This window comes from Modestobacter sp. VKM Ac-2978 (assembly GCF_026968025.1).
Taxonomy (GTDB): domain Bacteria; phylum Actinomycetota; class Actinomycetes; order Mycobacteriales; family Geodermatophilaceae; genus Modestobacter.
Genome location: NZ_JAPVBP010000004.1, coordinates 379,784 through 403,529, shown reverse-complemented (window position 1 = coordinate 403,529; position 23,746 = coordinate 379,784). Strand labels below are relative to the sequence as shown.

The 23,746-nt window shown below is 75.6% G+C and carries 21 protein-coding genes; 9 read left to right on the top strand and 12 right to left on the bottom strand.

Features of this window, described 5'->3' with window-relative positions; all coding sequences use genetic code 11:
* Positions 1 to 17: 17 nt before the first annotated feature.
* From O2W53_RS12895 to O2W53_RS12885, 3 genes are all read left to right on the top strand, one after another.
* Complete coding sequence (locus O2W53_RS12895; protein WP_269163439.1) at positions 18 to 1,079, top strand: SDR family oxidoreductase; 1,062 nt, start codon at positions 18 to 20, stop codon at positions 1,077 to 1,079.
* A 113-nt stretch (positions 1,080 to 1,192) separates the two neighbouring features.
* Complete coding sequence (locus O2W53_RS12890) at positions 1,193 to 2,299, top strand: NAD(P)-dependent alcohol dehydrogenase (RefSeq protein ID WP_269163438.1); 1,107 nt, start codon at positions 1,193 to 1,195, stop codon at positions 2,297 to 2,299.
* A gap of 141 nt (positions 2,300 to 2,440) precedes the next feature.
* A complete protein-coding gene (locus tag O2W53_RS12885; RefSeq protein WP_269163437.1) occupies positions 2,441 to 2,791 on the top strand; it encodes a hypothetical protein in 351 nt (116 codons plus the stop codon).
* 17 nt (positions 2,792 to 2,808) lie between these two features.
* Here the strand turns inward: O2W53_RS12885 and O2W53_RS12880 are convergent, their stop codons facing one another.
* Positions 2,809 to 4,326: an acetyl-CoA hydrolase/transferase family protein gene (locus O2W53_RS12880; protein ID WP_269163436.1), complete on the bottom strand. Its 1,518-nt coding sequence runs from the start codon at positions 4,324 to 4,326 to the stop codon at positions 2,809 to 2,811.
* Between the two features lie 140 nt (positions 4,327 to 4,466).
* A complete protein-coding gene (locus O2W53_RS12875; protein WP_269163435.1) occupies positions 4,467 to 6,263 on the bottom strand; it encodes an alkaline phosphatase D family protein in 1,797 nt (598 codons plus the stop codon).
* Between the two features lie 197 nt (positions 6,264 to 6,460).
* Between O2W53_RS12875 and O2W53_RS12870 the strand changes: the two genes are divergently transcribed.
* Positions 6,461 to 7,885, top strand: a complete 1,425-nt coding sequence (locus O2W53_RS12870) for an NADP-dependent succinic semialdehyde dehydrogenase (protein ID WP_269163434.1) — start codon at positions 6,461 to 6,463, stop codon at positions 7,883 to 7,885.
* A 39-nt stretch (positions 7,886 to 7,924) separates the two neighbouring features.
* Here O2W53_RS12870 and O2W53_RS12865 read toward each other — a convergent pair whose 3' ends face one another.
* The 3 genes from O2W53_RS12865 to mrf are packed head-to-tail and all read right to left on the bottom strand — an operon-like array spanning position 7,925 to position 9,917.
* Positions 7,925 to 8,326 carry a hypothetical protein gene (locus O2W53_RS12865; protein ID WP_269163433.1) on the bottom strand — a complete coding sequence of 134 codons (402 nt, stop codon included), beginning with the start codon at positions 8,324 to 8,326 and terminating at the stop codon, positions 7,925 to 7,927.
* A gap of 32 nt (positions 8,327 to 8,358) precedes the next feature.
* The gene (locus tag O2W53_RS12860; RefSeq protein ID WP_269163432.1) at positions 8,359 to 8,625 is read right to left on the bottom strand and encodes a type B 50S ribosomal protein L31; all 267 of its coding nucleotides are present in this window, start codon (positions 8,623 to 8,625) and stop codon (positions 8,359 to 8,361) included.
* Positions 8,625 to 9,917: a ribosome hibernation factor-recruiting GTPase MRF gene (mrf, locus tag O2W53_RS12855; RefSeq protein ID WP_269163431.1), complete on the bottom strand. Its 1,293-nt coding sequence runs from the start codon at positions 9,915 to 9,917 to the stop codon at positions 8,625 to 8,627. Before mrf ends, O2W53_RS12860 begins: the two co-directional genes overlap by 1 nt.
* A gap of 86 nt (positions 9,918 to 10,003) precedes the next feature.
* Here mrf and O2W53_RS12850 point away from each other — a divergent pair, with 86 nt between their 5' ends.
* The 5 genes from O2W53_RS12850 (at position 10,004) to O2W53_RS12830 (ending at position 16,008) form a co-directional block, all read left to right on the top strand.
* Entirely contained in the window at positions 10,004 to 10,135 is a 132-nt protein-coding gene (locus tag O2W53_RS12850; protein ID WP_269163430.1) for a hypothetical protein, read from the top strand.
* A gap of 106 nt (positions 10,136 to 10,241) precedes the next feature.
* The gene (locus O2W53_RS12845; protein WP_269163429.1) at positions 10,242 to 11,801 is read left to right on the top strand and encodes an ABC transporter substrate-binding protein; all 1,560 of its coding nucleotides are present in this window, start codon (positions 10,242 to 10,244) and stop codon (positions 11,799 to 11,801) included.
* Positions 11,802 to 11,804: 3 nt separating this feature from the next.
* A complete protein-coding gene (locus O2W53_RS12840; protein ID WP_269163428.1) occupies positions 11,805 to 12,761 on the top strand; it encodes an ABC transporter permease in 957 nt (318 codons plus the stop codon).
* Entirely contained in the window at positions 12,758 to 15,208 is a 2,451-nt protein-coding gene (locus tag O2W53_RS12835) for an ATP-binding cassette domain-containing protein (protein WP_269163427.1), read from the top strand. The genes O2W53_RS12840 and O2W53_RS12835 overlap by 4 nt, the downstream gene beginning before the upstream one ends.
* Positions 15,205 to 16,008, top strand: a complete 804-nt coding sequence (locus O2W53_RS12830) for a class I SAM-dependent methyltransferase (protein WP_269163426.1) — start codon at positions 15,205 to 15,207, stop codon at positions 16,006 to 16,008. The genes O2W53_RS12835 and O2W53_RS12830 overlap by 4 nt, the downstream gene beginning before the upstream one ends.
* Positions 16,009 to 16,041: 33 nt before the next feature.
* Here the strand turns inward: O2W53_RS12830 and O2W53_RS12825 are convergent, their stop codons facing one another.
* From O2W53_RS12825 to O2W53_RS12795, 7 genes are all read right to left on the bottom strand, one after another.
* Complete coding sequence (locus tag O2W53_RS12825) at positions 16,042 to 16,920, bottom strand: metal ABC transporter permease (RefSeq protein ID WP_269163425.1); 879 nt, start codon at positions 16,918 to 16,920, stop codon at positions 16,042 to 16,044.
* The gene (locus O2W53_RS12820) at positions 16,914 to 17,624 is read right to left on the bottom strand and encodes a metal ABC transporter ATP-binding protein (protein WP_269163424.1); all 711 of its coding nucleotides are present in this window, start codon (positions 17,622 to 17,624) and stop codon (positions 16,914 to 16,916) included. The genes O2W53_RS12825 and O2W53_RS12820 overlap by 7 nt, the downstream gene beginning before the upstream one ends.
* Positions 17,615 to 18,610 (bottom strand): metal ABC transporter substrate-binding protein, encoded by a 996-nt coding sequence (locus O2W53_RS12815; RefSeq protein ID WP_269163423.1) that lies wholly within the window; start codon positions 18,608 to 18,610, stop codon positions 17,615 to 17,617. Before O2W53_RS12815 ends, O2W53_RS12820 begins: the two co-directional genes overlap by 10 nt.
* Positions 18,611 to 18,674: 64 nt before the next feature.
* Positions 18,675 to 20,465, bottom strand: coding sequence for an ABC transporter permease subunit (locus O2W53_RS12810; RefSeq protein WP_269163422.1), 1,791 nt, complete (start codon positions 20,463 to 20,465; stop codon positions 18,675 to 18,677).
* 4 nt (positions 20,466 to 20,469) lie between these two features.
* A complete protein-coding gene (locus tag O2W53_RS12805) occupies positions 20,470 to 21,978 on the bottom strand; it encodes an ABC transporter substrate-binding protein (protein ID WP_269163421.1) in 1,509 nt (502 codons plus the stop codon).
* A gap of 34 nt (positions 21,979 to 22,012) precedes the next feature.
* Positions 22,013 to 22,813 (bottom strand): ABC transporter ATP-binding protein, encoded by an 801-nt coding sequence (locus O2W53_RS12800; protein WP_269163420.1) that lies wholly within the window; start codon positions 22,811 to 22,813, stop codon positions 22,013 to 22,015.
* Entirely contained in the window at positions 22,810 to 23,628 is an 819-nt protein-coding gene (locus O2W53_RS12795; protein WP_269163419.1) for an ATP-binding cassette domain-containing protein, read from the bottom strand. The genes O2W53_RS12800 and O2W53_RS12795 overlap by 4 nt, the downstream gene beginning before the upstream one ends.
* Positions 23,629 to 23,746 lie beyond the last annotated feature (118 nt).

Here is a 23,746-nt window from a genome sequence, read left to right as displayed (position 1 = left end):
ACGAGAGGTGCAGCGGGATGACGGAGCAGGGCAGCGTGCTGGTGACCGGCGCGGGTGGGGTGATCGGTGCAGCCGCCGCGGCCGAGTACGCGCGGCAGCCGGGCTGGCGGGTCCGCGGGCTCAGCCGCCGTCCCCCGCGTGGTGCGGGCTGGGGGCACCTGGCCGTCGACCTGCGCGACGTCGAGGGCGCCCGTGCCGGGTTGGCCGGGGCAGGCGACGTCTCGCACCTGGTGTTCGGCGCGTACGCCGAGCGGCCGACCGCGCGGGAGCTGTCGGAGGTCAACGTCGGCATGCTGCGGCACACCCTCGACGGGCTCGCCGCGGCAGGGGCGCCGCTGGAGCACGTGACGCTGTACCAGGGTGGCAAGGCCTACGGCGCGCACATGGGCTTCTTCAACACCCCGGCCAAGGAGAGCGACCCGCGGATCGTCCAGCCGAACTTCTACTACGACCAGGAGGACCTGCTCCGCGAGGTCGCCGCCGAACGGGGCTTCCGGTTGACCGTCCTCCGGCCGGAGGGCGTCATCGGCTACGCCGTCGGCAACCCGATGAACCTGCTGATGGTGATCGCGGTGTACGCCGCGATCAGCAGGGAGCTGGGGCAGCCGCTGCGGTTCCCCGGGAGCCTGGCCGCCTACGACGCGCTCTACCAGGTGACCGACGCCGAGCTGCTGGCCCGGGCCACGGTGTGGGCCGGGGGCGAGCCGGCCGCGGACGGCGAGGTCTACAACGTCACCAACGGCGACCAGCTGCGCTGGCGCCACCTCTTCCCGGCGTTCGCCCGGGCGTTCGGGATGGAGCACGCCGAGCCGCAGCCGGTGCCGCTCGCCGAGGCGATGGCCGACCGGCGCGACGTCTGGGAGCGGCTGGCCGCGCGGTACGACCTCGTCCCGACGCCGTACGAGGACCTGGTGGGCTGGGAGTTCGGGGAGTTCATCTTCACCTCCGGCTTCGACAACGTCAGCTCGACGATCAAGCTGCGGCAGGCGGGGTTCGCCGACTGCCTGGACACCGAGCAGCGCTTCGGCGAGCTGTTCGAGCAGCTGGCGGAGCGGAAAGTCGTCCCGCCGCTGCGCTGAGCCGACGCGGGGCGGGCAGACTGCGGGCACGCCCGAGCGCGGACGTTCGCGGCGCGATGGTCCGCGGACGCACCGGCGCGGCCGTCACCGGCCGGTCCGGTGCAGGAGCGCAGATGAAGGTCACCGCCGCCGTCGTCGAGGAGCAGCACGGGCCGTTCGTCGTCCGGGACGTCGAACTGGACGAGCCCGGCCCGGGTGAGGTGCTGGTCCGGGTCGCCGCGACCGGCTTCTGCCACACCGACGGCATCGCCCGCGACGGCGACATGCCCTTCCCGCTGCCCGGCGTGCTCGGCCACGAGGGCGCCGGCACCGTCGCCGCGGTGGGCGAGGGCGTCACCGGCCTCAGCGAGGGCCAGCCGGTGGTCATCGGCTGGCCGTGGTGCGGGCAGTGCCGCAACTGCCTGGACGGCGAACCGCGCTACTGCCTGCGGCTGGGCGAGCTGGTCATCGGCGGGCACCGGCTCGACGGGCCCTCCGCGCTGCGCACCACCGAGGGCAGCCCGCTGGCCAGCCACTTCTTCGGCCAGTCCTCCTTCGCCACCCACTCGCTCACCACCGCCAACGCCCTGGTGCCGATCCCGGCCGGGCTGCCGGTCGAGCTGATGGGCCCGCTGGCCTGCGGACTGGCCACCGGTGCCGGGGCGGTGTTCAACACCGCCCGCCCCCAGCCCGGTGCCTCGCTGGTCGTCTACGGCGCCGGCACCGTCGGGCTCGCCGCCGTCATGGCCGCCCGCAACACCCCGGCGACGACGATCATCGCCGTCGACCGACACGAGTCCCGGCTCCGGCTGGCCACCGAGCTGGGCGCCACCCACGTCGTCGACGCCTCGGACACCGATGCGGTGCAGGCGGTCACCGACATCTGCGGTGGCCCGGCGGACTTCGCCCTGGAGTGCACCGGGGTGGTCCCGGTCATCCGTCAGGCCGTCGACTCCGTCGGCATGCGCGGCACCTGCCTGCTGATCGGCGGCGCGCCGGCCGGGGCGGAGTTCAGCGTCGACCACATCAGCACGCTGTGGGGGAAGTCGATCGTCGGCACGCTGGGCGGCAGCGACCGCAGCCCGCGGCTGATCGGTGCGCTGATGGACCTCTACGCCGCCGGACGGTTCCCGTTCGACCGGCTGGTCGAGTACTTCCCGCTGGAGCGGATCAGCGACGCGATGGAGGCCTCCTACAGCGGCGCCGTCGTCAAGCCGGTGATCACCATGCCGCAGGGCTGAGGAACGCCGCCGAGATCGGGCCGGTGGCGGTCACGTGCCCAGGGAGACCGCCATCAGCCCGATCTCGACGTCGTCCGCTGTCGAGCGCGCCGCGCTACCGGTGGGCGGGGTTCGCTCGGGCGCTCTGGGTAGGGGGACCGCATGCCTGACTACGACGTGAACGAGGCCGGGGTCGCGCACGCCCGGGAGCTGATCGACGCCGGGGAGTACGACGACCAGACCGAGTGGTCCGACGCCGCACCGTCGGCCGACGAGGAGAACGAGGAGCGGGACGACGAGGGGCAGGAGGGCTACGCGCAGTGGCACCTGGCGGTCGACCCGGACAAGGGCGAGGGCACCAAGGGCCGCTACCGGTTCCCCTACGGCGACTTCACGAAGGTCAACCGGGCGGCGCTGATCCACGCCAAGCAGCGGGCCAGCCAGAACGACCACCCGGAGATCGAGAAGGCCGCCGACGACCTGCTGCAGCGCCTGGACGCCAAGCGTTCGTGAACCCAGCGGCTGAGGCGTCAGCCGGGCAGCATGCTGCCGGTCTCCAGGTAGCGGGTGTGCCAGCTGAGCGCCTCGGCGAGCAGGTGCGGGGTGTGCCGGCCGTACGCCCCGCGCTCCGCGCGCTGGTAGTAGTCGGTGAGCAGCGGCCGGTACTCCGGAGCAGCGCAGTTGTCGATGACCAGCTGCGCCCGCTTGCGCGGCGGCAGGCCCCGCAGGTCGGCCAGCCCGTGCTCGGTGACGATCACCGACACGTCGTGCTCGGTGTGGTCGACGTGGGACACCATCGGCACGATCGCGGAGATCGCCCCGCCCTTGGCCGTCGACGGGGTGAGGAAGAAGGAGACGTAGGCGTTGCGGGCGAAGTCGCCCGAGCCGCCGATCCCGTTCTGGATGCGACTGCCCATCAGGTGGGTGGAGTTCACGTTGCCGTACAGGTCGGCCTCGATCATCCCGTTCATCGCCAGCACCCCCAGCCGGCGGACGATCTCCGGGTGGTTGCTGATCTCCTGCGGCCGCAGCACGATCCGGTCCCGGAACTCGGCCACGTGGGCGTTGAAGTCGGCGATCGCGGTGGGGCTCAGGGAGAACGCCGTCGCCGACGTCGAGGCGAGCGTGCCCGAGCGCAGCAGGTCGAGCATGCCGTCCTGGATCACCTCGGTGTAGGCGGTCAGCTGCTCGAAGCGCGACTCCTGCAGACCGGACAGGACGGCGTTGGCCACGTTCCCGACGCCGGACTGCAGCGGCAGCAGCTCGGCCGGCAGCCGGCCCACCGAGACCTGGTGCTCCAGGTACTCGATCAGGTGCCCGGCGATGGCCCGGGCGGTGTCGTCGGGCTCGCTGAACGGGGTGTTCCGGTCCGGGGCGGAGGTCTCGACGACGGCGACGACCTTGTCCGGGTCGACCCGCAGGTGCGGCACACCGATCCGGTCGCCGGGCCGGGTCAGCTGCACCGGCCGCCGGTTCGGCGGCAGCGCCGTCCCGTAGTAGACGTCGTGCATGCCGTCCAGCCCAGCCGGCTGCCAGCTGTTGACCTCCAACACCACCCGCTCGGCGAGGTCCAGCCAGGTCTTGTTGTTCCCGACCGAGGAGGAGGGGATCAGCTGCCCGTCCTCGGTGATCCCGCTGACCTCGACGACGGCGACGTCCAGCGGGCCGAGGAAGCCCTCCCAGGCCAGCTGGGCGACGTGGGAGAGGTGGACGTCGACGTAGTCGATCTCGCCGGCGTTGATCTTCTGCCGGGCGATCGGGTCGGACTGGTAGGGCAACCGCAGGCCGATGCCGTCGGCGGCGGCGAGCGCGCCGTCCAGCTCGGGGGCGGTGGAGGCCCCGGTCCACAGGTCGACCTGGAACGACTCGCCCGCGGCGTGCGCCGCGGTGATCCGCTGGGCCAGCAGCTCCGGCACGGCCTTGGGGTGACCGGCGCCGGTGAACCCGCTCATCCCGAGCGTGTCCCCGGGCCGGATCAGCGCGGCGGCCTGCTCGGCCGGCACCACCTTGCGGGCCAGTGCTGCGTTCCGGATGCGACCGGTGTCCATCGTCCTCCGCCCTCGACGTCTCGGGCCGGTCCGGCCCGCGGGCCCGACGCTACGGGCGTGACCATGGTCCTGCCCGGGAAGGCCCGAGGGCCCGGCTGCGGGCCCGGGCGCACCCGGACCCGCAGCCGTGGCCGCCGAGCTCAGACCGTCCGGGGGGAGTCCGAGCGCGGCCCCAGCTCGGCCGTCGGGCCGCTGACCTTGCGCGAGCCCTTCACCGTGGCGAAGGAGGTCTCGTAGCCGACCGTCGCCTGCGGGTCCAGCCTCGGGTCGACGGCCAGGCCCTTGTCACCGTTGCTGCGGATGAACCAGAAGTCGGCCTGCACCCGCTCCGGGGTCACGTCCAGGACGACGAAGCCGTGGCCGATGCCCTCCAGGTAGCGGACCCAGGGGTTGGCGCCCTGGAAGGCGGCGGTGGTGGCGGTCGCGGCGGCCGCGGAGCCGACGGCCTCCTTGAACCCGTTGCTGGTCACCGACGGGCAGACGAACTCCACGCCCACCGAGTTGCCGTCGCCGCGGTAGCCGTCGAAGTCCCGGGGGAGGTCGTTGGCCCAGGAGGAGTGGATGTCCCCGGTCAGCACCACCGGGTCGGTGCGCTCCGCGGCGGCCATCGCCTCCAGCACCGCGCGCTGGTCGGCCTGGTAGCCGTCCCACTGGTCGGTGTTGAACACCGAGCCGGGCACCGTCCCCGGGCGGGGGACGGCGAACACCCGGGCGAACACCGTCTGGTTGCCGACCAGGTGCCAGGCGGTGCGCCCGGTGCGGATGCCCTTCGTCAGCCAGTCCAGCTGCGGCGGCTCGGGCAGGTGCCGGCGCGGGTCGGTCAGCGCCGGGTTGAGCGCGCCGTCGACGGTGCCCGGCACCTGCTCGCTGCGGTTCTGCCGGGTGTCGATCACCGACAGCTCGGCCAGGTCGCCGAAGCTGAAGCGGCGGAAGAACTGCCGGCCCTTGCTGGCGTGCGGCTGCCACATCGCGGGCTCGCGGATCGGCATCCACTCCAGGTAGGCCTGGAACGCCTTGGCCCGGCGGAACAGGAAGTCACCCTCGGGCTTGATCCCGTCCGGTTTGCCCGGCTCGGTGTAGGGGGTGGCCGGGTCGTCGTCCCGCTCGTGGTTCTCCGCGCCGAAGTCATAGGCGTCGTTGGTGATCTCGTGGTCGTCGAAGATCACGATCCACGGGTGCTGCTGGTGCGCCCGCTGCAGGTCCGGGTCGGTCTTGTAGAGCGCGTGCCGGATCCGGTAGTCCTCCAGCGTGACCATCTCGTGGACCGGCTCGTGGTCCCGGACGCCGATCAGCGCGTTGGGACCGTACCGGTCACCGGAGCCGGCGACACCTGCCACCCGCGGGGCGTTGCCGTACTCGTAGAGGTAGTCGCCCAGGTGCAGCACGAAGTCCAGGTCGTCACGGGCGGCGATCCCGCGGTAGGCGGTGAAGTACCCGCCGGTCCAGTTGCTGCAGGAGACGAACGCCATGCGCAGCGCGTGGGTCTGCCCCGGCTCGTCCGGCGCCGTCTGGGTACGGCCGACCGGGGAGGTCTCGCCGGCGCAGGTGAACCGGTAGAACCAGCGGGTGTAGGGGGTCAGCCGGTTCACGACGACCTTGACGGTGTGGTCGCGGCTGACGTCGGCGACGACGTTCCCGCTGCGCACGATGCGGGTGAACGCCTCGTCGGCGGCGACCTCCCAGCGGACCGGGACGGCCGGCCCGCGACGGCTGCCGGGCAGCGACTCGGGGGTGGGCGTCACCCGGGTCCAGAGCAGCAGCTCGGTGGCCGTGGGGTCGCCGCTGGCGACGCCGAAGCCGAAGACGCCGGAACGGGCGGTCTCGGCCACGGCCGCGCGGGCGGCCTCGCTGGTGAGCCCACCGAAGGTCAGGGCGGCGGCCGTGACGGCCCCGCCCTTCAGCACGGTGCGGCGGGACAGGGGTGCATCTAGCGGCATGGGGGCACTGTGGTTGCACTGGGCGACCAGTCGGCGGTGCCCACGTGAACTCCCGGCGTCCCACGTCCAGCCGTTTCCCTTCCGGGAGCGCCGGGCAGGTGCACGGTGCAGGCGAGCCGCGCCGGACCGCCAGAGCGCCCACGGGGAGCGCCGCCGTCCGGCACCGACCCGCGACACGGACGACGACGGGAGCCCCCATGGCCATCGCCACGATCAACCCCACCACCGGCGAGACGCTGAAGACCTACGAGCCGCTCTCCGACGAGGCGCTGGAGGACAAGATCGGTCGCGCGGCCGCGGCGTACCGCAGCTACCGGCGCACCCCGGTCGAGGACCGGGTGCGCTGGCTGCGGGCGGCGGCCGACGTACTGGACGCCGACACCGACGCCGTGGCCGAGCTGATGACCACCGAGATGGGCAAGACGCTGTCCTCGGCGAAGGCCGAGGTGGGCAAGTGCGCCAAGGCGCTGCGGTACTACGCCGAGCACGGGCCGGCGATGCTGGAGCCCCAGCGGCTGGACGCCGACGCCGTGGGTGCGCAGCAGGCCTACGTCACCCACCAGCCACTGGGCGTGGTGCTGGCGGTCATGCCGTGGAACTTCCCGCTGTGGCAGGCGATGCGGTTCGCCGCCCCGGCGCTGATGGCCGGCAACGTCGGCCTGCTCAAGCACGCCAGCAACGTGCCGCAGACCGCGCTGTACCTGGAGGAGGTCTTCCGCAAGGCCGGCTTCCCCGACGACGTCTTCCAGACCCTGCTGATCGGCTCCGGCACCATCGAGCGGGTCATCCGGGACGACCGGGTGGTCGCCGCGACGCTGACCGGCAGCGCGCCGGCCGGCCAGTCGGTCGCCTCGATCGCCGGGGACGCGCTCAAGCCCACGGTGCTGGAGCTGGGTGGCTCCGACCCGTTCATCGTGATGCCCTCGGCGGACCTGGACGCCGCGGCCGGGGTCGCGGTCACCTCCCGCAACCAGAACAACGGGCAGAGCTGCATCTCGGCCAAGCGGTTCTTCGTGCACCGCGACGTCGCCGAGGAGTTCACCCGGCTGTTCGCCGAGAAGATCGGTGCGCTGACCGTCGGCGACCCGATGGACGAGGGCACCGACGTCGGGCCGCTGGCCACCGAGTCCGGCCTGGCCGACGTCGAGGCCTACGTCGAGGACGCCCGGGCGAAGGGCGCGACCGTCGTGGTCGGCGGTGCGCGGGTGGACCGGCCCGGCTGGTTCTACGAGCCCACGCTGCTCACCGGCGTCACCCCGGGGATGGACCTCTACGCCGAGGAGGTGTTCGGGCCGGTCGCGGCGCTGTGGACCGTCGACTCCCTCGACGAGGCGATCGAGATCGCCAACAGCCACCCCTACGGGCTCGGCTCGAACCTGTGGAGCGAGGACGAGGACGAGCGGGCGCAGTTCGTCCGGGACATCGAGTCGGGGATGGCGTTCGTCAACGGGATGACCACCAGCTACCCGGAGCTGCCCTTCGGTGGGGTGAAGCAGAGCGGCTACGGCCGGGAGCTCACCGAGCTGGGCATGCGCGAGTTCATGAACGCCAAGACCGTCTGGGTCGGTGCCCCGAGCAGCGAACAGCGCGCCGGGGACTCGGCCGGCTCGGCGAACGAGTGACCAGCGGCGGGGCAGGGACGGCGTCCCTGCCCCGCCACGTCACGCCGGCCGCAGTGGCGGGCCGACCCCGGCCACCGCGGCCCGCAGGCACTCGGGCAGGTCGGTGGCCGTGCCCGCGACCCCCGGCCCGCCCGCGCTGACCCAGGCGACCAGGCCGGCGGTCCGTTCGGGGGTCTGCACCTCCGACACCCAGAGCGCCGGGCCCGGCCGGCCGGTCCCCGGGGAGCGGTGGGCCAGCCCGGCGAGGGCCGCGCGGTCGCAGCGGCCCAGGCAGTCCGCGGTCACCAGCACCGCGCCGGTGGTGTGCCGCACGGCCTCGGCCACCTGCTCCACGCCGTCCGCCGTGCCGGCCAGTCGGCGCAGTGCCGCGCAGCGGTGCCCCACGCACAGCGCGACCAGGGGCCCGCCGGCGTCCCCACCCGGGACCGGGCGGTGGCTCACAGCAGCAGGCCCCGGTCGGCGACGGCCACGCCTCAGCCCCGCTTCCGTGCCGGCCGGGCGACGGCGCCGTACCGCTGGTGGAACCGCTCGACCCGGCCGGCGGTGTCCAGCACCCGCTGGTTGCCGGTCCAGAACGGGTGCGACGCGGCGCTGATCTCCACGGTGACCACCGGCAGCGTCTCGCCGTCCAGCTCGATCGTCTGGTCGGTGCGGATCGTGGAGCGGGTCCGGTAGGTGGCGCCGCTGGCGGTGTCCCGGAAGACCACGGTGCGGTACTCGGGGTGGATGCCGGCTCTCATCAGGATCGGTCCTCTCGGTCGGCGGTGTGCAGGTCGTTGTCGCGCTGGGGGTCGTCGGCGGGGCCGGCTGCCTCGCAGGGGTCGGAGTGCCACTCGCCGAACGGGTCGTCGAACGCCGTCCAGGTCGCGGGACCGGCGGCCAGTTCGCCGTCGGTGAGCAGCGCGGCGGACAGCGCGGCGGTGATGGCCTCCGCCGGCTGCCGGTGGGTGAGGACGACGAGCTCGACGTCCCGGTCGCCGTGCAGCGGGTCCCAGCGCAGGGCCGCGGCGGCCGCCCGCTGCGGGTCCACCTGCGCCCACAGCTCCGGGTCGTCGCCGATCGTGGCCAGCCACGGCCCGGCGTCCCCGACGCGCAACCCGCCACCGGCGGACTCCAGCCAGAGCGCCCGGTCGTGCTGGCTGGCCAGCCAGAACCGGCCGCGGCTGCAGACCACGCCCTCCAGCAGGACGTCGATCGCGGCGTGCAGCCGTCCGGGGTGGAACGGGCGGCCGGCGGAGAACCGGACCAGCTGGACGCCGGCGTCCTCCTGCAGCGGTGGCTGGCCGGTCAGCAGCGGGTCGTACGGGGAGCGCGGCCGGGCCCGGCGGCCCGGGCGAGCGGCCCCGGTGAGCAGCGCCGCGGCGCGGCCGGGACGGAAGCGGGCGCGCGGCACGGCGGGCACCAGCCGGTCCAGGACGGCGGTGAGCCGGACCGCGGACCATGGGTCGGCCGCCTCGCCGACGAGCAGCACGGCGTCCGCGCCGGCGACCTGGTCCACCGCCACCTGCGCGAGGGTGCGGTCGTCGTCGGGCGTGGCCGCCAGCCCGCGGTCGGCCAGCGTCTCCTCGCCGGTGGCGGCGTCCAGCCAGCGCTCCGCGTCGACCACGGCGAGGACGTCGACGACCTCGACGTGGTCCGCGACGGTCGCCGACCGGCCGGCGGGCTCGTCGTCGAGCTCCACCTCCCGCAGGGCCCAGCACAGGTGGTCGCTCTCCAGCGCGGGGTCCAGCTGCAGCACGATCCGGGCGACGTCGTCCCGGCTGGCCAGGGTGCGCAGCAGCGGCAGCAGGTCCAGCCGCAGCGTGCAGGAGAGGCAGCCGTGGGCGAGCTCGACGGCGGTCGTGTGCTCGACCACCCGGGTGGGCCGGTGGTCGCGCGTCGTCCGCAGCACGACGCCCTCGCCGAGCCGGCGGAGGTCGTGCTGCACCAGCAGGGTGCCGACCGACGAGGTGAGCAGGTCGTGCGCCGCCAGCGCGGTGAGGCCGGGGTGCAGGCCGGTGATCAGGACGAGCGGGGTCCGGGGCGAGGTCACCCCGCCACCCTAACGTGAAGATGACAATCGTTGTCGTCTACGGTGGCGTCCGGCTCCGACGCGGAGCCCCGAACCGAGGAGGCCCCATGTCCGACTGCTGTGCATCGACCAGCTGCCCCACCGGGCCCGACCCGCTCCCGGGCGTGCCCGGCGTTGCGGCGATCGACCGGCGCAACCGGGCCGAGCGGCGCCGTGACGCCCGGAAGGCCAAGCGCTGATGGCCCGCGGCAACGAGATGGACCTGCTGCCTCACCCGGGCGCGGGTCGCTGACCACCGTGACCAGGACCGTCCCCCCACACGACCCCCGGAGAGAAGGCACTCCCATGTCCGCGTCCCGCCCCCTGGCCACCCTCGCCGCCGGGGCACTCGTGCTCGCACTGTCCGCGTGCGGCCTGTCCGACGACGGCGCCGCCGCGGGCACACCGGGGGAGCAGGTGCTCCGCATCGCGCTGGCCGACCCGGAGGCGTCGCTGTCCGTGCAGGACTACACGACCTCCTCCTTCACCGTGCTGGACCAGGTCTTCGAGCCGCTGGTGCGGTACACCGCCGACGGCGGGTTCGCCCCCGCGCTGGCCGAGTCCTTCGAGGTCAGCGACGACGGGCTGACGATGACCTTCAGCCTCCGCGAGGGCGTCACCTTCACCGACGGCACGCCGTTCGACGCCGAGGTGGCCCGCACCGACCTGCTGCGCTGGGTCGAGGACCCGGACAACAGCTTCCTCGGGCTGACCGGCGTGACCGAGTCGATCGAGGCCACCGACGCCGGCACGATCACCTGGCGGCTCAGCCAGCCCTACCACTCCGCGCTCAACGAGCTGGCCCTCACCAGGCCGGTGCGGTTCACCAGTCCGGCCGCCGCCGGCGAGCCGGTGGGCACCGGGCCGTACCAGGTCGAGTCGCTGGACGAGCAGCGGATCGTGCTGGTGCGCAACGACGACTGGTGGGGCGGCACCCCCACGCTGGACCGGGTCGAGTTCGCGGTCATCCCGGACGCCGCCGCCCGGGTGGCCGCACTGCAGGCCGGCGAGGTCGACGTGATCGGCGGGGAGTACACCGCTCCGCTCGCACTGGAGGAGGCCGCGGCGCTGGAGCAGACCGACGGGGTGGAGGTGCTCACGACCGAGTCGACGACCAACCTGCTGCTCACCGTCAACGTCGACACCGGCAACCCGGCGCTCGCCGACCCGGCGGTCCGGCGGGCGATGGACCTCGCCGTTGACCGCCCGGGCATCGCCGAGGGCCTGTTCGAGGGGCGCGCCACCGCGGCCACCACCGTCTTCCCGGCCAACGTGCCCTACGGCCCCGAGCCCGAGCCGGCCGTCGCCGCGGACCCGGCCGCCGCCGGGGAGCTGCTGGAGCAGGCCGGGTGGACCGGGGACGGGGTGCGCAGCAAGGACGGCGTCCCGCTCGAGCTGGACCTCGTCCTCGACCCCGGGTTGCTGCCGCAGGCGACGTCGCTGAGCCAGGCTGTCGCCGACCAGCTGGGCGAGGTGGGCATCGGGGTGACCATCACCCCGCTGGACAGCACCGCCTACGGCACCACCGTCTCCGCCCGGGACTTCGACCTGCGCTTCTACTCCACCTACGGGGCGCCCTACGACCCCTACAGCACGCTGACGGCCAACTTCCGCAGCGCGCAGGAAGGGCACCTGTTCGCCTCACCCGAGCTCGACGCGCAGGTCCCGGCCGCGCTGGCCGCGCCGGACGAGGAGAGCCGGCAGGCGGCCTTCGACGCGATCTGGACGACGCTGGCGGAGCAGACCGCCGCGGTGCCGCTGGTGCAGCTGCCCCGGCAGTGGGCGGTGCGCGACACCGTCGAGGGGTTCGAGCTCGGCGCGACCGAGTACGACCTGCCGCTGAGCGACGTCACCGTCTCCGGCTGACCGGTGGGGGGCTCCTGGGTCGCGGCGGCCGGCCGGGCGGCCGGCCGCCGCGCCGGGGAGGGCGTCGCCGTCCTGCTCGTCGTGTCGCTGCTGACCTTCGGGCTGCTCTCGCTGGCGGCCGGGGACGCCGCCACCGCGATCGTCTTCGCCCGCGACGGGGTGGTCACCGCCGAGGCGGTGGCCCGGGTGCGGGCCGAGCTCGGGCTGGACCTGCCCGCCCCCGTCCGGTACCTGCACGGGCTCGGCGGCCTGGTCACCGGTGAGCTGGGCGCCTCGGCGCGGACCGGCCAGGACGTCGCCGGTGAGGTGGCCGCCCGGCTCGGCCCGACGGTCACCCTGGCCACGGCGGGTGCGGTCGTCGCCGTGCTCCTCGGGCTCACCGCCGGGGGAGCGGCCGCGCTGACCCGGCGCCGGGTGGTCCGGCTGCCGATCCGACTGGGCTCGCTCGCCCTGCTGTCCGTGCCGGCCTTCGCCTTCGCCCAGCTCGGCGTGCTGCTGTTCGCGCTGCAGTGGCGGCTGCTGCCGACCCAGGGCATCGCCGGCTGGCCGTCGCTGGTGCTGCCGGCGGCGGTGATCGGCCTGCCGCTGGCCGCCGTGCTCGCCCAGGTCACCGAGGCCCGGCTGCGCAGCACGCTGCGCGAGCCGTTCGTGACCACCGCCCGCGCGCGCGGGCTGTCCCCGGCCCGGGTGCTGCTGGCCACCGCGCTGCCGAACGCGGCCGCCCCGCTGCTGGTGGTCGTCGGGGACGTGGTGGGCACCGCGCTGGCCGCCACCCTGGTCGCCGAGACCGCCTTCGGCTGGCCGGGACTGGGCGACTACCTGGTGCGGGCGCTGCAGTTCCGCGACTGGTACCCGCTGCAGGCCGCCGTGCTGCTGATCGCCGTCGGTGCGGTCTCCGTCCGCGGCCTGGCCGGGTCGCTGGCCGCGCTCGTCGACGCCCGGGCCGGGGTGCGCGCGTGACGGCGACGGCCCGGGCCGCGCTCGGGCTGCTCGGGCTGGTGGTGCTCGCCGTGCTGATCGGGCCGCTGCTCAGCCCGTGGTCCCCGACCGCCACCGACCTCACCGTCGTCCGGGTCGGCCCCTCGGCCGTGCACTGGCTGGGCACCGACCACCTCGGCCGCGACGAGCTGACCCGGTTGCTGGTCGCCGGCCGCACCTCGTTGGGCATCGTGCTGCTGACCGTGGCGATCTCGCTGCCGCTGGGCCTGGCACTGGGGCTGCTCGCCGGCTGGCGCGGCGGTTGGGTGGACTCGTTGGTGCTGCGGGCCAGCGACGTCGTCGTCGCCGTGCCGGCGCTGCTGGTCGGGGTGGTGCTCGCCGGCGTGCTCGGCGGCGGTGCCGAGGGACTGGTGCTCGCGTTGGCCGCCGGCGGCTGGGCGGCGTACGCCCGGCTGGTGCGGATGGAGGTGCTGCTGCGCCGGCACGCCCCGGTCGTCCAGGCGCTGACCCTGCTCGGTGCCCGGCCCGGCCGGGTGCTGGCGCGGCACCTGCTGCCGGCGGTCGCCGGACCGGTGCTGGTGCTGGCCGGCACGGACGTCGCCGGCCTGGTGCTCGCGGTCTCGACGCTGAGCTTCCTGGGGCTGGGTGTCCGCCCCCCGACCCCGGAGTGGGGGTCGATGATCGTCGAGGCCCGGCCCTTCCTGGCCACCGACCCGCGGCTGTTCCTGCTGCCCATGCTGATGCTCGCGCTGCTGGTCCTGCTCGTGCTGGTGCTGGCCCGGCATGCGCAGGCCTGGACCACGCACGGCCGGCCGGCCGTGCGGACCCCCGGGCACCGTGCTCGCCCCGCGCCCGCCGGCAGTCCCACCGGTGTGCTGCTGGCGGTGCGCGGGCTGACCGTGGAGCTGTCCGGGCCGGACGGGCGCCGGGTGGTCGACGGCGTGGACCTCGACGTCGGCCGGGGCGAGGTGGTGGCGCTGGTCGGCGCCAGCGGCTCGGGCAAGTCGCTGACCGCCGCGGCCCTGCTCGGCCTGCTGCCCGAGGCGGCCGGCGCGGTCGCCGGTGGCTCCGTGCGGCTGGCCGGGCGGGAGCTGGTCGGTGCCGCCGAGCGCGACCTGCGGCGGGTGCGCGGCGCCCGGGTGGCGCTGGTGCCCCAGGACGTCGGCACCGCGCTGGACCCGCTGCGCCGGATCGGGCCCCAGGTGGCCGAGGCCGCCCGGCTGCACCGCGGGCTCGACCGGCGGGCGGCCGCCGCAGTCGCCCGCGAACTGCTGGTCTGGGCCGGCCTGCCCGACGTCGACCGGGTGCTGCGCGCCCGGCCGGCCGAGCTGTCCGGCGGGATGCGCCAGCGGGTGCTGGTCGCCGCCGCGCTCGCCGGTGGGCCGGAGCTGCTCGTCGCCGACGAACCGACCAGCGCGCTGGACGCCGCCACCGCCGGACAGGTGCTGGCGCTGCTGGCCCGGGCCCGGGCCGAGCGGGGCGCCGCCGTCCTGCTCATCAGCCACGACCTCGGGCTGGTGGCCGAGCGCGCCGACGCCGTCACCGTGCTCGACGCCGGGCGGGTGGTGGAGTCCGGGCCGGTGGCCCGGGTGCTCGGCGCACCCGCGCACCCGGTCACCCGGGCGTTGCGCGCCGCCGCCGCCCCGGCCGCTGCTCCTGCTCCTGCCCGCGTGGGTGCACCGTTGCTCCGGGCCCGGGACGTCGGCGTGCGGTACCCCGCCGGGCGGTGGGGCCGGTCGGCGCCCCGGCCTGCGCTGGCCGGGGTGTCGTTCACGCTGCCGCGCGGTGGCGCGCTGGGCGTGGTGGGGGAGTCCGGCAGCGGGAAGACCACCCTCGCCCGGGTGCTCACCGGGCTGCACCAGCCGACCGCGGGCACCGTCGAGCTCGCCGGGTCGCCCCCGGTCGCGGGCACCGGCCACGCCCAGCTGGTCTTCCAGGACCCGGCCACTGCACTCGACCCGCGCCAGCCGGTCGGCGCGGCGCTGCAGGAGGCCCTGCTGCTGGCCCGTCGGCGCGGCCGCGAGGTTCCGCCCGGTGGTGCGGCGGAGCTGCTCACCCGGGTCGGGTTGGCCGCCGGGCTCGCCGGCCGGCGGCCCTGGCAGCTCTCCGGTGGCCAGCAGCAGCGGGTGGTGATCGCCCGCGCGCTCGCCGCCGCGCCCGATCTGATCGTCCTGGACGAGCCGGTCAGCTCGCTGGACGCCGTCGTCCGCGCCGGGGTGCTCGAGCTGCTCCGGTCCGTGCGGGCCGAGGGTGTCGCCCTCGTCGTCATCTCCCACGACCTGGCCGCCGTCGCCGCGCTCACCGACGAGCTGCTCGTGCTGCACCGCGGCGCGGTCGTCGACCACGGGGCCACGCCCGCCGTCCTCGCGCGGCTGCGTCGGGAACCCCCCGGACGCCCCACCCCTGACCCTGCGCGCCCCGACCGGGACGTCGCAGCACCCCCACCCCTGGAGGAGATCCACCCGTGACCGATCAGCTCACCACCACCGACTGGCGCCGGCTGCTGCACGACTGGGACCGCCAGCAGAGCGGTTACCTGCGGCACCGCGAGGAGCGGTTCACCGCCGCGCTGGACGCGCTCGCGGAACTGGTCGGCGACCGGCTCGCCGCCGGCGGGACCGTCCTCGACCTGGCCTGCGGCCCGGGCTCCTTCGGCGCCCGGGTGCTGGAGCGGTTCCCGGCCGCGCGGGTCGTCGCCGTGGACATGGACCCGGTGCTGGTCGCCGTCGGCGCGGCCGCGCTGGGCGACGCGGACGGGCGGCTGACGTGGGTCGACGCCGACCTCCGCGACCCGGCCTGGCCGCAGCGGCTGCCGGTGACCGAGGTCGACGCGGTGGTCAGCTCCACCGCGCTGCACTGGCTGTCGGCCGGGCAGCTCGCGGCCACCTACCGGCGGGTCGCCGCCCTGCTGCCGGCCGGTGGCGTGCTGGCCAACGCGGACAACATGGCCTACGAGCCGGGCCAGGCGGTGCTGACCCGGCTGTCCGAGGCGGCCGAGCGGCGCCGGGCCGAGCAGGCCTTCGGCGCCGACGGTGTGCCGGACTGGGACGCCTGGTGGGCCGCCGCGCTGGCCGCCCCCGAGCTGACCGGCGCCGTCGCCGAGCGAGAGCGGCGGAACGCCGCCGAGCGCGGCCCGGACGACCACGCGCCCGGCACCCGGCTCACCGGGCTGCGGATGCACGAGGCCGCGCTGGCCGAGGCCGGCTTCATCGAGGTGGGCACCATCTGGCAGGACCACGACGACCGGGTGCTGCTCGCCGTCCGCTGAGCTGCCGGCGGCGCCCGGCCCGGGCGCCGCCGGTCAGCGGGGGAGGGAAACCTCGCTCGGCCGGCCCACCGGTCGCACCGGGGAGGGGACGACCCCCGGCCCGTGCCGGGGGCTGCCGCGGCGGGCCAGCCGGCCGACGCTGAGCACGGCGTAGGCGGCGACCGCCATCAGCACGATGGTCCCGCCGGACGGGGTGTCGGCGTACCAGGAGACCGCGGTGCCGCTGACCGACACGGTCACCCCGATCAGCGCCGCGATCACCAGGCTGCTCCGGAAGCTGCGGGCCACCAGCTGCGCGCAGCCGGCGGGCAGCACCATCAGCCCGCTGATCAGCAGCAGGCCGAGCACCCGCATCGACAGCGTGACGGTGACCGCGGTGACCACCGCCAGCAGGAGGTTCAGCTGCAGCACGGGCAGCCCGCTGGCCCGGGCGTGCTCCTCGTCCAGCGCGACGGTGAACAGCGAGCGGCCCAACCCGACCGTCACCGCGAGCACGACGGCGGCCAGCACGGCGAAGAGGACCAGGTCACCCCGGGTCGTCGTGGTGAGCGCGCCGAACAGGTAGCCGTCGAGCGTGATCGGGGTGCCCGCCGGCGCCCGGGTGACGACGACGACGCCACCGGCCAGCCCGCCGTAGAACATGATGGCCAGCGCGACGTCGGCGCTGGCCGACCGGCGGGCGCGCAGCACCTCCACCGCCACCGCGCCGGCCACCGTGGCCAGCAGCGCGGTGAGCACCGGCGCGGACCGGGTGACCAGGCCGACCGCCACGCCCAGCAGCGCCACGTGGCCCAGGCCGTCGCCGATCAGCGACAGCCGGCGCTGCACCAGGTAGACGCCGACGGTGGGTGCGGTGAGGCCGACGAGCACGGCGGCCGCGAGGGCCAGCCGCATGAACTCGTAGCTCAGCACGGGGCGCCCGCGCCCGGCAGCGTCACCGTCCTGGTCACCACCTCCGCCAGCGGGCCCAGCTCGTGCAGCACGACGACGACGGCGGCGCCGGTCTCGGCGAGCCCGGCCAGGGTGCTGGCCACCACCCGCTGGCTGGCCGCGTCGACGCCGGCGGTCGGCTCGTCCAGCAGCAGCAGTTCCGGGTCGCCGGCCAGTGCGCGGGCCAGCAGCGCGCGGCGTTGCTGACCGCCGGACAGCTCCGCGAGCAGCCGGCGGTCGGACCCGGCCAGCCCGGCGCCCTCCAGCGCGCAGTCGACCGCGCACCGGTCGGCCTCGCCGAACCGCTGCCAGGCCCGCAGCCGGCTCAGCCGGCCGGAGGAGACCAGCTCGCGCACGGTCACCGGGACGCCGCCGGCCACGGTGTGCCGCTGGGGGACGTAGCCGACCCGGTGCCAGTCTCGGAACCGCGCCCGCGGCACGTCGAACAGCCGCACCTCGCCGGCCTGCACGTCGCACAGGCCCAGCACCCCCCGGACCAGCGTCGACTTGCCGGCCCCGTTCGGCCCGCGGACCGCGAGCACCTCCCCGGGCCGCACCGTCAGGTCGACGCCGGTGAGGACGGCGTCCCGGCCGTGACCGAAACCCCCGCCCCGCACCGTCAGTGCGCTGATCCCGGCAGTGGGGAGGGTGGTGGCGGCACCACCGGGCCGGGCGCTCAGGAGCACTGCTGCCCCGTCCGCAGGCTCGCCAGGTTGGCCCGCATGAGCTCCAGGTAGTCCGCGCCCTGCGACTGGTCGGTGAGCCCCTCGATGGGGTCCAGCTGCCGGGTATGCGCGCCGGTCTCCCGGGCCACGGTCTCGGCGACGGCGGGGCTGACCAGCGTCTCGAAGTAGATGGTGCGCACGCCGTGCTCGCGGACGAACTCGGTCGCCTCGGTCAGTGCGTCGGTGGACGGCTCCTCGTCCGGCGCCAGCCCGCTGATGCCGAACTGCTCGAGGTCGTAGGCGTCGGCGAGGTAGCCGAAGGCGCTGTGGCTGGTCACCAGCTCCCGGGTCGCGCAGTCGGCCAGGCCGTCCCGGAACTCCCCGTCCAGCTCCGCGAGCTGCGCCCGCAGGTCCGCGGCGTTGGCGGTGTACTGCTCGGCGTTGGTCTCGTCCACGGTGGCCAGGTGGTCGGCCAGTGCGTCGCCGACGTCGGCCATCCGCATCGGGTCGTGCCAGAAGTGCGGGTCGGTCACCGGCTCGTCGGCGTGCTCCTCCTCGGCGTGCTCTTCCTCGGCGTGCTCGCCGTCGGAGTGCTCGTGGTCGTGGGCCTCGTAGGTGAGGGACAGGTCGGCCGCCTCCCCGGCGTCGAAGGCCCGGTCAGCGGCCTGCTGCTCGACTGCGGCGTCCACGGCGGGCTGCAGCGTCGGGAGGAAGACGACGGCGTCGGCCTCGGCCGTGGCGGCGACGTCCCGGGGGGTGAGCTCGTACTCGTGCGGTTCGGCGCCGTCGGGGGTGAGGGAGGTGACGGTGGCCAGGTCGCCGGCGACCTGCTCGCTCAGCCAGGCCAGGGGATAGAACGCCGCCACGATCGTCAGCCCGTCGTTGCCGGCACCCGCGGCGTCGGCGTCGGCCGTGCCGGAGCAGCCGGCCAGCGCGACCGCCCCCGCGCAGGCGAGGGAGAGCGCGGAGAGCGAGCGGGCGGGACGTCGTCGGGACGGGAGCTGCATGGTCCGATGATCAACGTAATGAGAATCGTTGTCAAACAGGGGGGGGGATCGCCGCGGTCGAAGGTCACCCGACCGCGGCGGGCTGCGTCGGCGCAGCAGCCGTCGTCCCGGCAGGGGGTGCGACCGGCGCCGCCGGCCGGCGCGGCCGCCGGCTCAGCCCGGACAGCGAGACGGCGAGCACGGATGCGGTCACCAGCGCCCCGGTCGGGGCCAGCACCGCCCAGGGTGCCCGCTCGACGTAAGGCATGCCCTCGGCCAGCAGCAGCCCCCACTCCGGTGTCGGTGCGGCGGCCCCCAACCCGAGGAAGCCCAGCGCGGCCAGTGCCAGCGCGATGCCCGGCAGCCGCAGCGCGGCGTTGCGTGCGGCCGCCGGCAGCACGGCGGGCACCACGTACCGCCAGGTGACCGTGGCCGGGCCCACGCCGAGCACCGGCAGCACGGTGACGTGCCGCTGCCGCCGGACCTCCTCCGACGCCGCCGCCACGTAGGCGGCGATCGGCGCCCAGGCCACCAGGGCGACGGCCAGCGCCGCCCCGGCCTGCGACGTCCCCAGCGCTGCGGCGACCAGCACACCGACGATCACCGGGGGTGCGGCGTTGGCCACCTCCACCGGCCCGACCGAGGCGCGTGGCGCCAGCCCGACCAGGATCCCGACCACCAGCGTGACCAGCACGACCAGCGACGCCGTCCCGACCGTCTGCACCGCACCGTGCGCCACCCGGGCCAGCAGGTCACGCCCGCTGGCGTCGGCGCCGAACGGCAGTGCCGCGCTGGGCGCGGCCAGCCGGGGGTGCGCGGAGGTCAGCGGGTCACGGCCGAGCCCGGCGGCCACCACGACCACCAGGAGCGCCGCCGCCCCGGCCGGCAGCAGCCAGTCGCGCCGCCGGGAGGGGGTGGCCCGGGCCGGCACCGGGACGCTGCCGCTGCGCAGTGCCCGGCCCAGCAGCAACGCCCGGGTCAGCGCGGCCACGCCGCCGAACACCGCGGAGACGCCGAGCAGCAGCAGCATCCCGGCCTGCAGGGTCGGCAGGTCCTGGGCCTCCGCGGCACCGAGCACCGCGCGTCCCAGCCCGGGGACGGCGAAGACCTGCTCGACGGCGACGGCCCCGCCGGTGAGGCCGACGAGCACCAGGGCCACCTGCGTGGTCAGCGCGGGCAGCGTGCGGCGCACCAGGGCCCGGGAGAGCTGCCCGGCCGACGCGCCGGCCAGCTGCCAGGTGGTCACCCAGCGCTCGGTGCCGGTGACGGTGAGCCCGTCGGCGACCAGCCGGCCGATCAGCCCGCCGGCGGGCAGGCCCATGGCGAGCGCAGGCAGCAGCACCGACGACGGACCGGTCCAGCCGTAGGGCTCGAACCAGCCCAGCCACACCGCTCCGACCAGCAGCAGCACCGAGGCGAGCAGGAACTCCGGCAGCGCCGTGAGCGCGGCGCCGCCCGCACCCCCGGTCCGCCCCTGCCCGCCCCGGGCGACCCGGCGCAGCGGCGGCCAGCACAGCAGCGCCGCCGTGACCAGGGCGACCAGCAGGGCCGCCCCCATCAGCGTCACCGAGACGCCGAGGGCCCGGACCAGACCGGGGCCCACCGGGGCCCCGGAGATCCAGGAGGTCCCCAGGTCGCCGCGCACGACCCCGGAGAGCCAGTGCCCGAGCAGCCCGAGTGGCCCGGCGTCCAGGCCCAGCTCGGCCCGGACCGCGGCCAGGGCCTCGGGGGTGGCCTCCTGCTCGGCCGAGCGCGCCCGCAGGATCGACAGCTCCGGGCTGCGCCCGGACAGCCAGGGCAGCACCCCGATCATTGCCACCACGCCGAGGACGGTGACCGCCCGGGAGGCAGCGGTCACCCATCCCCGCCGTGGCATCGGGTCAGTCCTCGCCGACGGTGGTGTCGGCGCTGATCAGTGCCCGCTCCCGCGGGTCGCGGACGGCACCGGAGACCCCGGCGGCCTCGCCCTGGATGACCCGCTCGTGCAGCATCGGCACTGCCGCGCCGGTGGCCAGGACAGCCCGCTCGGCGTCGATCACCGCGCGCTGGCGCTCCGGGCCGGGGGTGGCGGCCGCGGCTTCGGCCAGGGCGGCGTCCACGGCCGGGTCGCACAGCTGGGAGATGTTGAACGAGCCCTCGCAGGCGAAGTCGCTGTACATGTAGGCGACCGGGTCACCGGAGTCCAGCACCGTGGCGCGGGACAGGATGAACGCGTCGAAGGCCCCGGCCAGGGCGTCGGCCTCGATGAAGGCGTACTCCCGGACGTCCTGCTCCACGGTGAAGCCCACCGCCTCCAGCTGCTGCTCCAGCAGGACGGCGACCTCGGGCAGCTCGGCCCGGTCGGTGAAGGTGCCCAGGGTGATCGTCGTGCCGGCCGGCACGGGGGCCGCGGACGGGTCCGCCTGGTCCTCGCGCAGCCCGGCGGCCCAGGGGACCGCCGGGCCCAGCAGGCCCTCGGCGATGTCGGCGCGGCCCTCGTAGACGGTCTCCACGATGGTGGCCCGCTCGACCGCGGCGCGGGCGGCCGCGCGCACCGCCGGGTCGGCGAACGGTCCGGACGCGGTGTTCAGGTACAGGGTGTTGGTGCGCGGCATCGGCACCTCGTGCACCAGCTCCTCGTCGACCAGCCCGGCCTGGGAGACCGGCACCGCCTCGACGACGTCCGCCGTCCCGGTGCGCAGGGCCGCGGCGCGGGCGGTGCCGTCGGGCACGAAGGCCACGTCGATGCCGGCCGCGGCTGCGGGGTCGCCCCAGTAGCCGTCGAAGCGGTCCAGCGTCGCGCCGGAGGTGCCGTCCACGGCGACCAGCTCGAACGGGCCGGTGCCGGTGCCGACCGGGTCGACCCGGCCGTTCGCGCCGTAGGCGGCCGCGGCGAGCACCGCCAGCTGCGGGCTGGACAGCCGCTGGGGGACCAGCGGGTCGGGCTCACCGGTGGTGACCACGACGTCGGAGCCGTCGGCCACCGCGGTCAGATCGACGCCGTCCAGGATCCGCGGGCGGGGGGAGGCCTCGTTGGCGGCGGTCAGCGCGGCGGCGGCCTGCTCCGCGGTCAGCTCCGTGCCGTCGTGGAACTCGACGCCCTCCCGGACGGTGAACCGCCAGGTGAGGTCGTCGGTCTGGGTCCACTCGGTGGCCAGGGAGGGCTGGGCGTCGCCGTCGGCGTCCAGCACCACCAGAGTCTCGGCGGTGCTCCAGCGGGAGAGCTTGAACGCGTCGTCGGTCAGCGGGTTGAGGCCCGAGCGCGGCGGCTGCAGCATCGCCAGGGAGATCCGGCCCTCGGCGGCCGGGTCGCTGCTGCCGCCGTCGGCCGGGCTGCTGAAGCAGCCAGAGGTGAGCAGGGCGACGGTGGCGCCGAGCACGAGCAGGCGGGGGGTGCGGGAGGAGGACATCGTTCCGTTCTCTGTGGGGTGGAGGGTGCTGCGGTCAAGCGGGGAGGGTGGGGACCGCGGCGAGCAGGTCCCGGGTGTGCGGGTGTCCGGGGCGGGTGAGGAGAGCGGAGGTCGGCCCCTCCTCCACCACGAGGCCGTCGTCGAGCACGACCGTGCGGTCGCAGAGCCGGGCGACGACGGCGAGGTCGTGGGAGACCAGGAGCAGTCCGAGGCCCTGGCGGGCGGAGAGGTCGGCCAGCACCTCGACCACCTGGTCACGCACCGGCAGGTCCAGCCCGCTGACCGGCTCGTCGGCCAGCAGCAGCGCCGGTCCGGGGGCCAGGGCCCGGGCCAGCGCGACCCGCTGGGCCTGCCCGCCGGAGAGCTCCCCGGGCCGGCGTCCGGCCAGCTCGGGGTCCAGGCCCACCCGGGTCAGCGCCGTCGCGACGGCGGCCGGGTGGTCACCGGGCACCTGCAGGTGCCGCAGCGGCACCGTGACCAGCTCGCGGACGGTCGAGCGCGGGTCCAGCGACCCGGCCGGGTCCTGCGGCACGTACTGCACCAGCCGGCGGTACCAGCGCAGCGACGCGGTCGGCCCCGGGCGGACGGCGCGACCGGCGAAGGTGACCGTGCCGCGGTCGGGGCTCTCCAGGCCGAGCAGGCAGCGCAGCAGCGTCGACTTGCCGGAGCCGGAGGTGCCGACCAGCCCGACCCGCTCGCCGGGAGCGACCTGGAGGTCGACCCCCTGCAGCGCCGGCACGACGTCGCGCGGGCCCCACGGCCGCCGCCGGGGCAGCCGATGACCGCGCACGATGCCCGTGGCGGTCAGCACCGGGCTCTCGACCGGGCGGCTCACGAGGCCGCACCCACCCGGGCCGGGAGCGCGCCGGCCCGGGCAGCGCCCACGAGCACGGCGCTCTGCTCGTGCTGCGGCGCGGCCAGCAGCCCCGTGATCGGGGCGTCCTCCACCACGGCGCCCTCGTGCAGCACCACCGCGCGGTCGCACAGCGAGGCGGCCACGGCGATGTCGTGCGTGATGAAGAGCAGCGCGGCGTCCCGGCTGGCCTCGCGCAGCACGGCGACGACCTGTGCCTGGGTGACCAGGTCGAGGGCGGTCGTCGGCTCGTCGGCGACCAGCAGCCCCGCCCGGGAGGCGAGGGCCATGGCGATGCAGACGCGCTGCCGCTGGCCACCGGACAGCTCGCCGGGGGTGCTCCGCAGCACCCGGTCGGCGTCGTCCAGACCGACCGCCGCGAGCAGCCGGGTGCGCTCGCTCGCCAGCGCGGCGCCGCGCAGTCCCCGGTGGTTGCGCAACGGCAGGGCCAGCTGGGCGCCCACCGGCACCAGCGGGTTGAGCGCGGCGGCGGGGTCCTGGCCCACCGCGGCCACCCGCGCCGTGCCGGGTCGACGGGGAGGCGGCAGCCGGGTGACGTCGGCACCGGCCACCCGCACGCTGCCCCGGACCTCGGCACCGACGGGGAGGGTGCCCAGGACCGCGGCGGCGGTGAGCGACTTCCCCGATCCCGACGCGCCGATCAGGGCGACCCGCTCGGTCGCCGCGATCTCGAGCCGGACGCCGCGCACCAGCTCCAGGCCGCCGAGGGAGATCGTGAGGTCGTCGACGACGAGGGCCGCCCCCTGCCCCTCCGGCGCCTCTGGACTGATAATCATTGTCGGGAACCTACCTGGTGGTAACCGGCGGTCGTCAGCTGCCCGTCCCGGGCCGGTCGTCTTCCTGCAAACTGGTTGCAATACGGTGCTCGGCGCGAGGACCCACTCGCAGCCCGGC

What these genes read in the sequence shown, in the direction of transcription:
- O2W53_RS12885 (WP_269163437.1), top strand. Translation starts at nt 2,441, where the DNA reads ATGCCTGACTACGACGTGAACGAGGCCGGGGTCGCGCACGCCCGGGAG.
- O2W53_RS12895 (WP_269163439.1), top strand. Translation starts at nt 18, where the DNA reads ATGACGGAGCAGGGCAGCGTGCTGGTGACCGGCGCGGGTGGGGTGATC.
- O2W53_RS12805 (WP_269163421.1), bottom strand. Translation starts at nt 21,978, where the DNA reads ATGTCCTCCTCCCGCACCCCCCGCCTGCTCGTGCTCGGCGCCACCGTC.
- O2W53_RS12880 (WP_269163436.1), bottom strand. Translation starts at nt 4,326, where the DNA reads ATGGACACCGGTCGCATCCGGAACGCAGCACTGGCCCGCAAGGTGGTG.
- O2W53_RS12870 (WP_269163434.1), top strand. Translation starts at nt 6,461, where the DNA reads ATGGCCATCGCCACGATCAACCCCACCACCGGCGAGACGCTGAAGACC.
- O2W53_RS12795 (WP_269163419.1), bottom strand. Translation starts at nt 23,628, where the DNA reads ATGATTATCAGTCCAGAGGCGCCGGAGGGGCAGGGGGCGGCCCTCGTC.
- O2W53_RS12810 (WP_269163422.1), bottom strand. Translation starts at nt 20,465, where the DNA reads ATGCCACGGCGGGGATGGGTGACCGCTGCCTCCCGGGCGGTCACCGTC.
- O2W53_RS12845 (WP_269163429.1), top strand. Translation starts at nt 10,242, where the DNA reads ATGTCCGCGTCCCGCCCCCTGGCCACCCTCGCCGCCGGGGCACTCGTG.
- O2W53_RS12860 (WP_269163432.1), bottom strand. Translation starts at nt 8,625, where the DNA reads ATGAGAGCCGGCATCCACCCCGAGTACCGCACCGTGGTCTTCCGGGAC.
- O2W53_RS12815 (WP_269163423.1), bottom strand. Translation starts at nt 18,610, where the DNA reads ATGCAGCTCCCGTCCCGACGACGTCCCGCCCGCTCGCTCTCCGCGCTC.
- O2W53_RS12875 (WP_269163435.1), bottom strand. Translation starts at nt 6,263, where the DNA reads ATGCCGCTAGATGCACCCCTGTCCCGCCGCACCGTGCTGAAGGGCGGG.
- O2W53_RS12850 (WP_269163430.1), top strand. Translation starts at nt 10,004, where the DNA reads ATGTCCGACTGCTGTGCATCGACCAGCTGCCCCACCGGGCCCGACCCG.
- O2W53_RS12890 (WP_269163438.1), top strand. Translation starts at nt 1,193, where the DNA reads ATGAAGGTCACCGCCGCCGTCGTCGAGGAGCAGCACGGGCCGTTCGTC.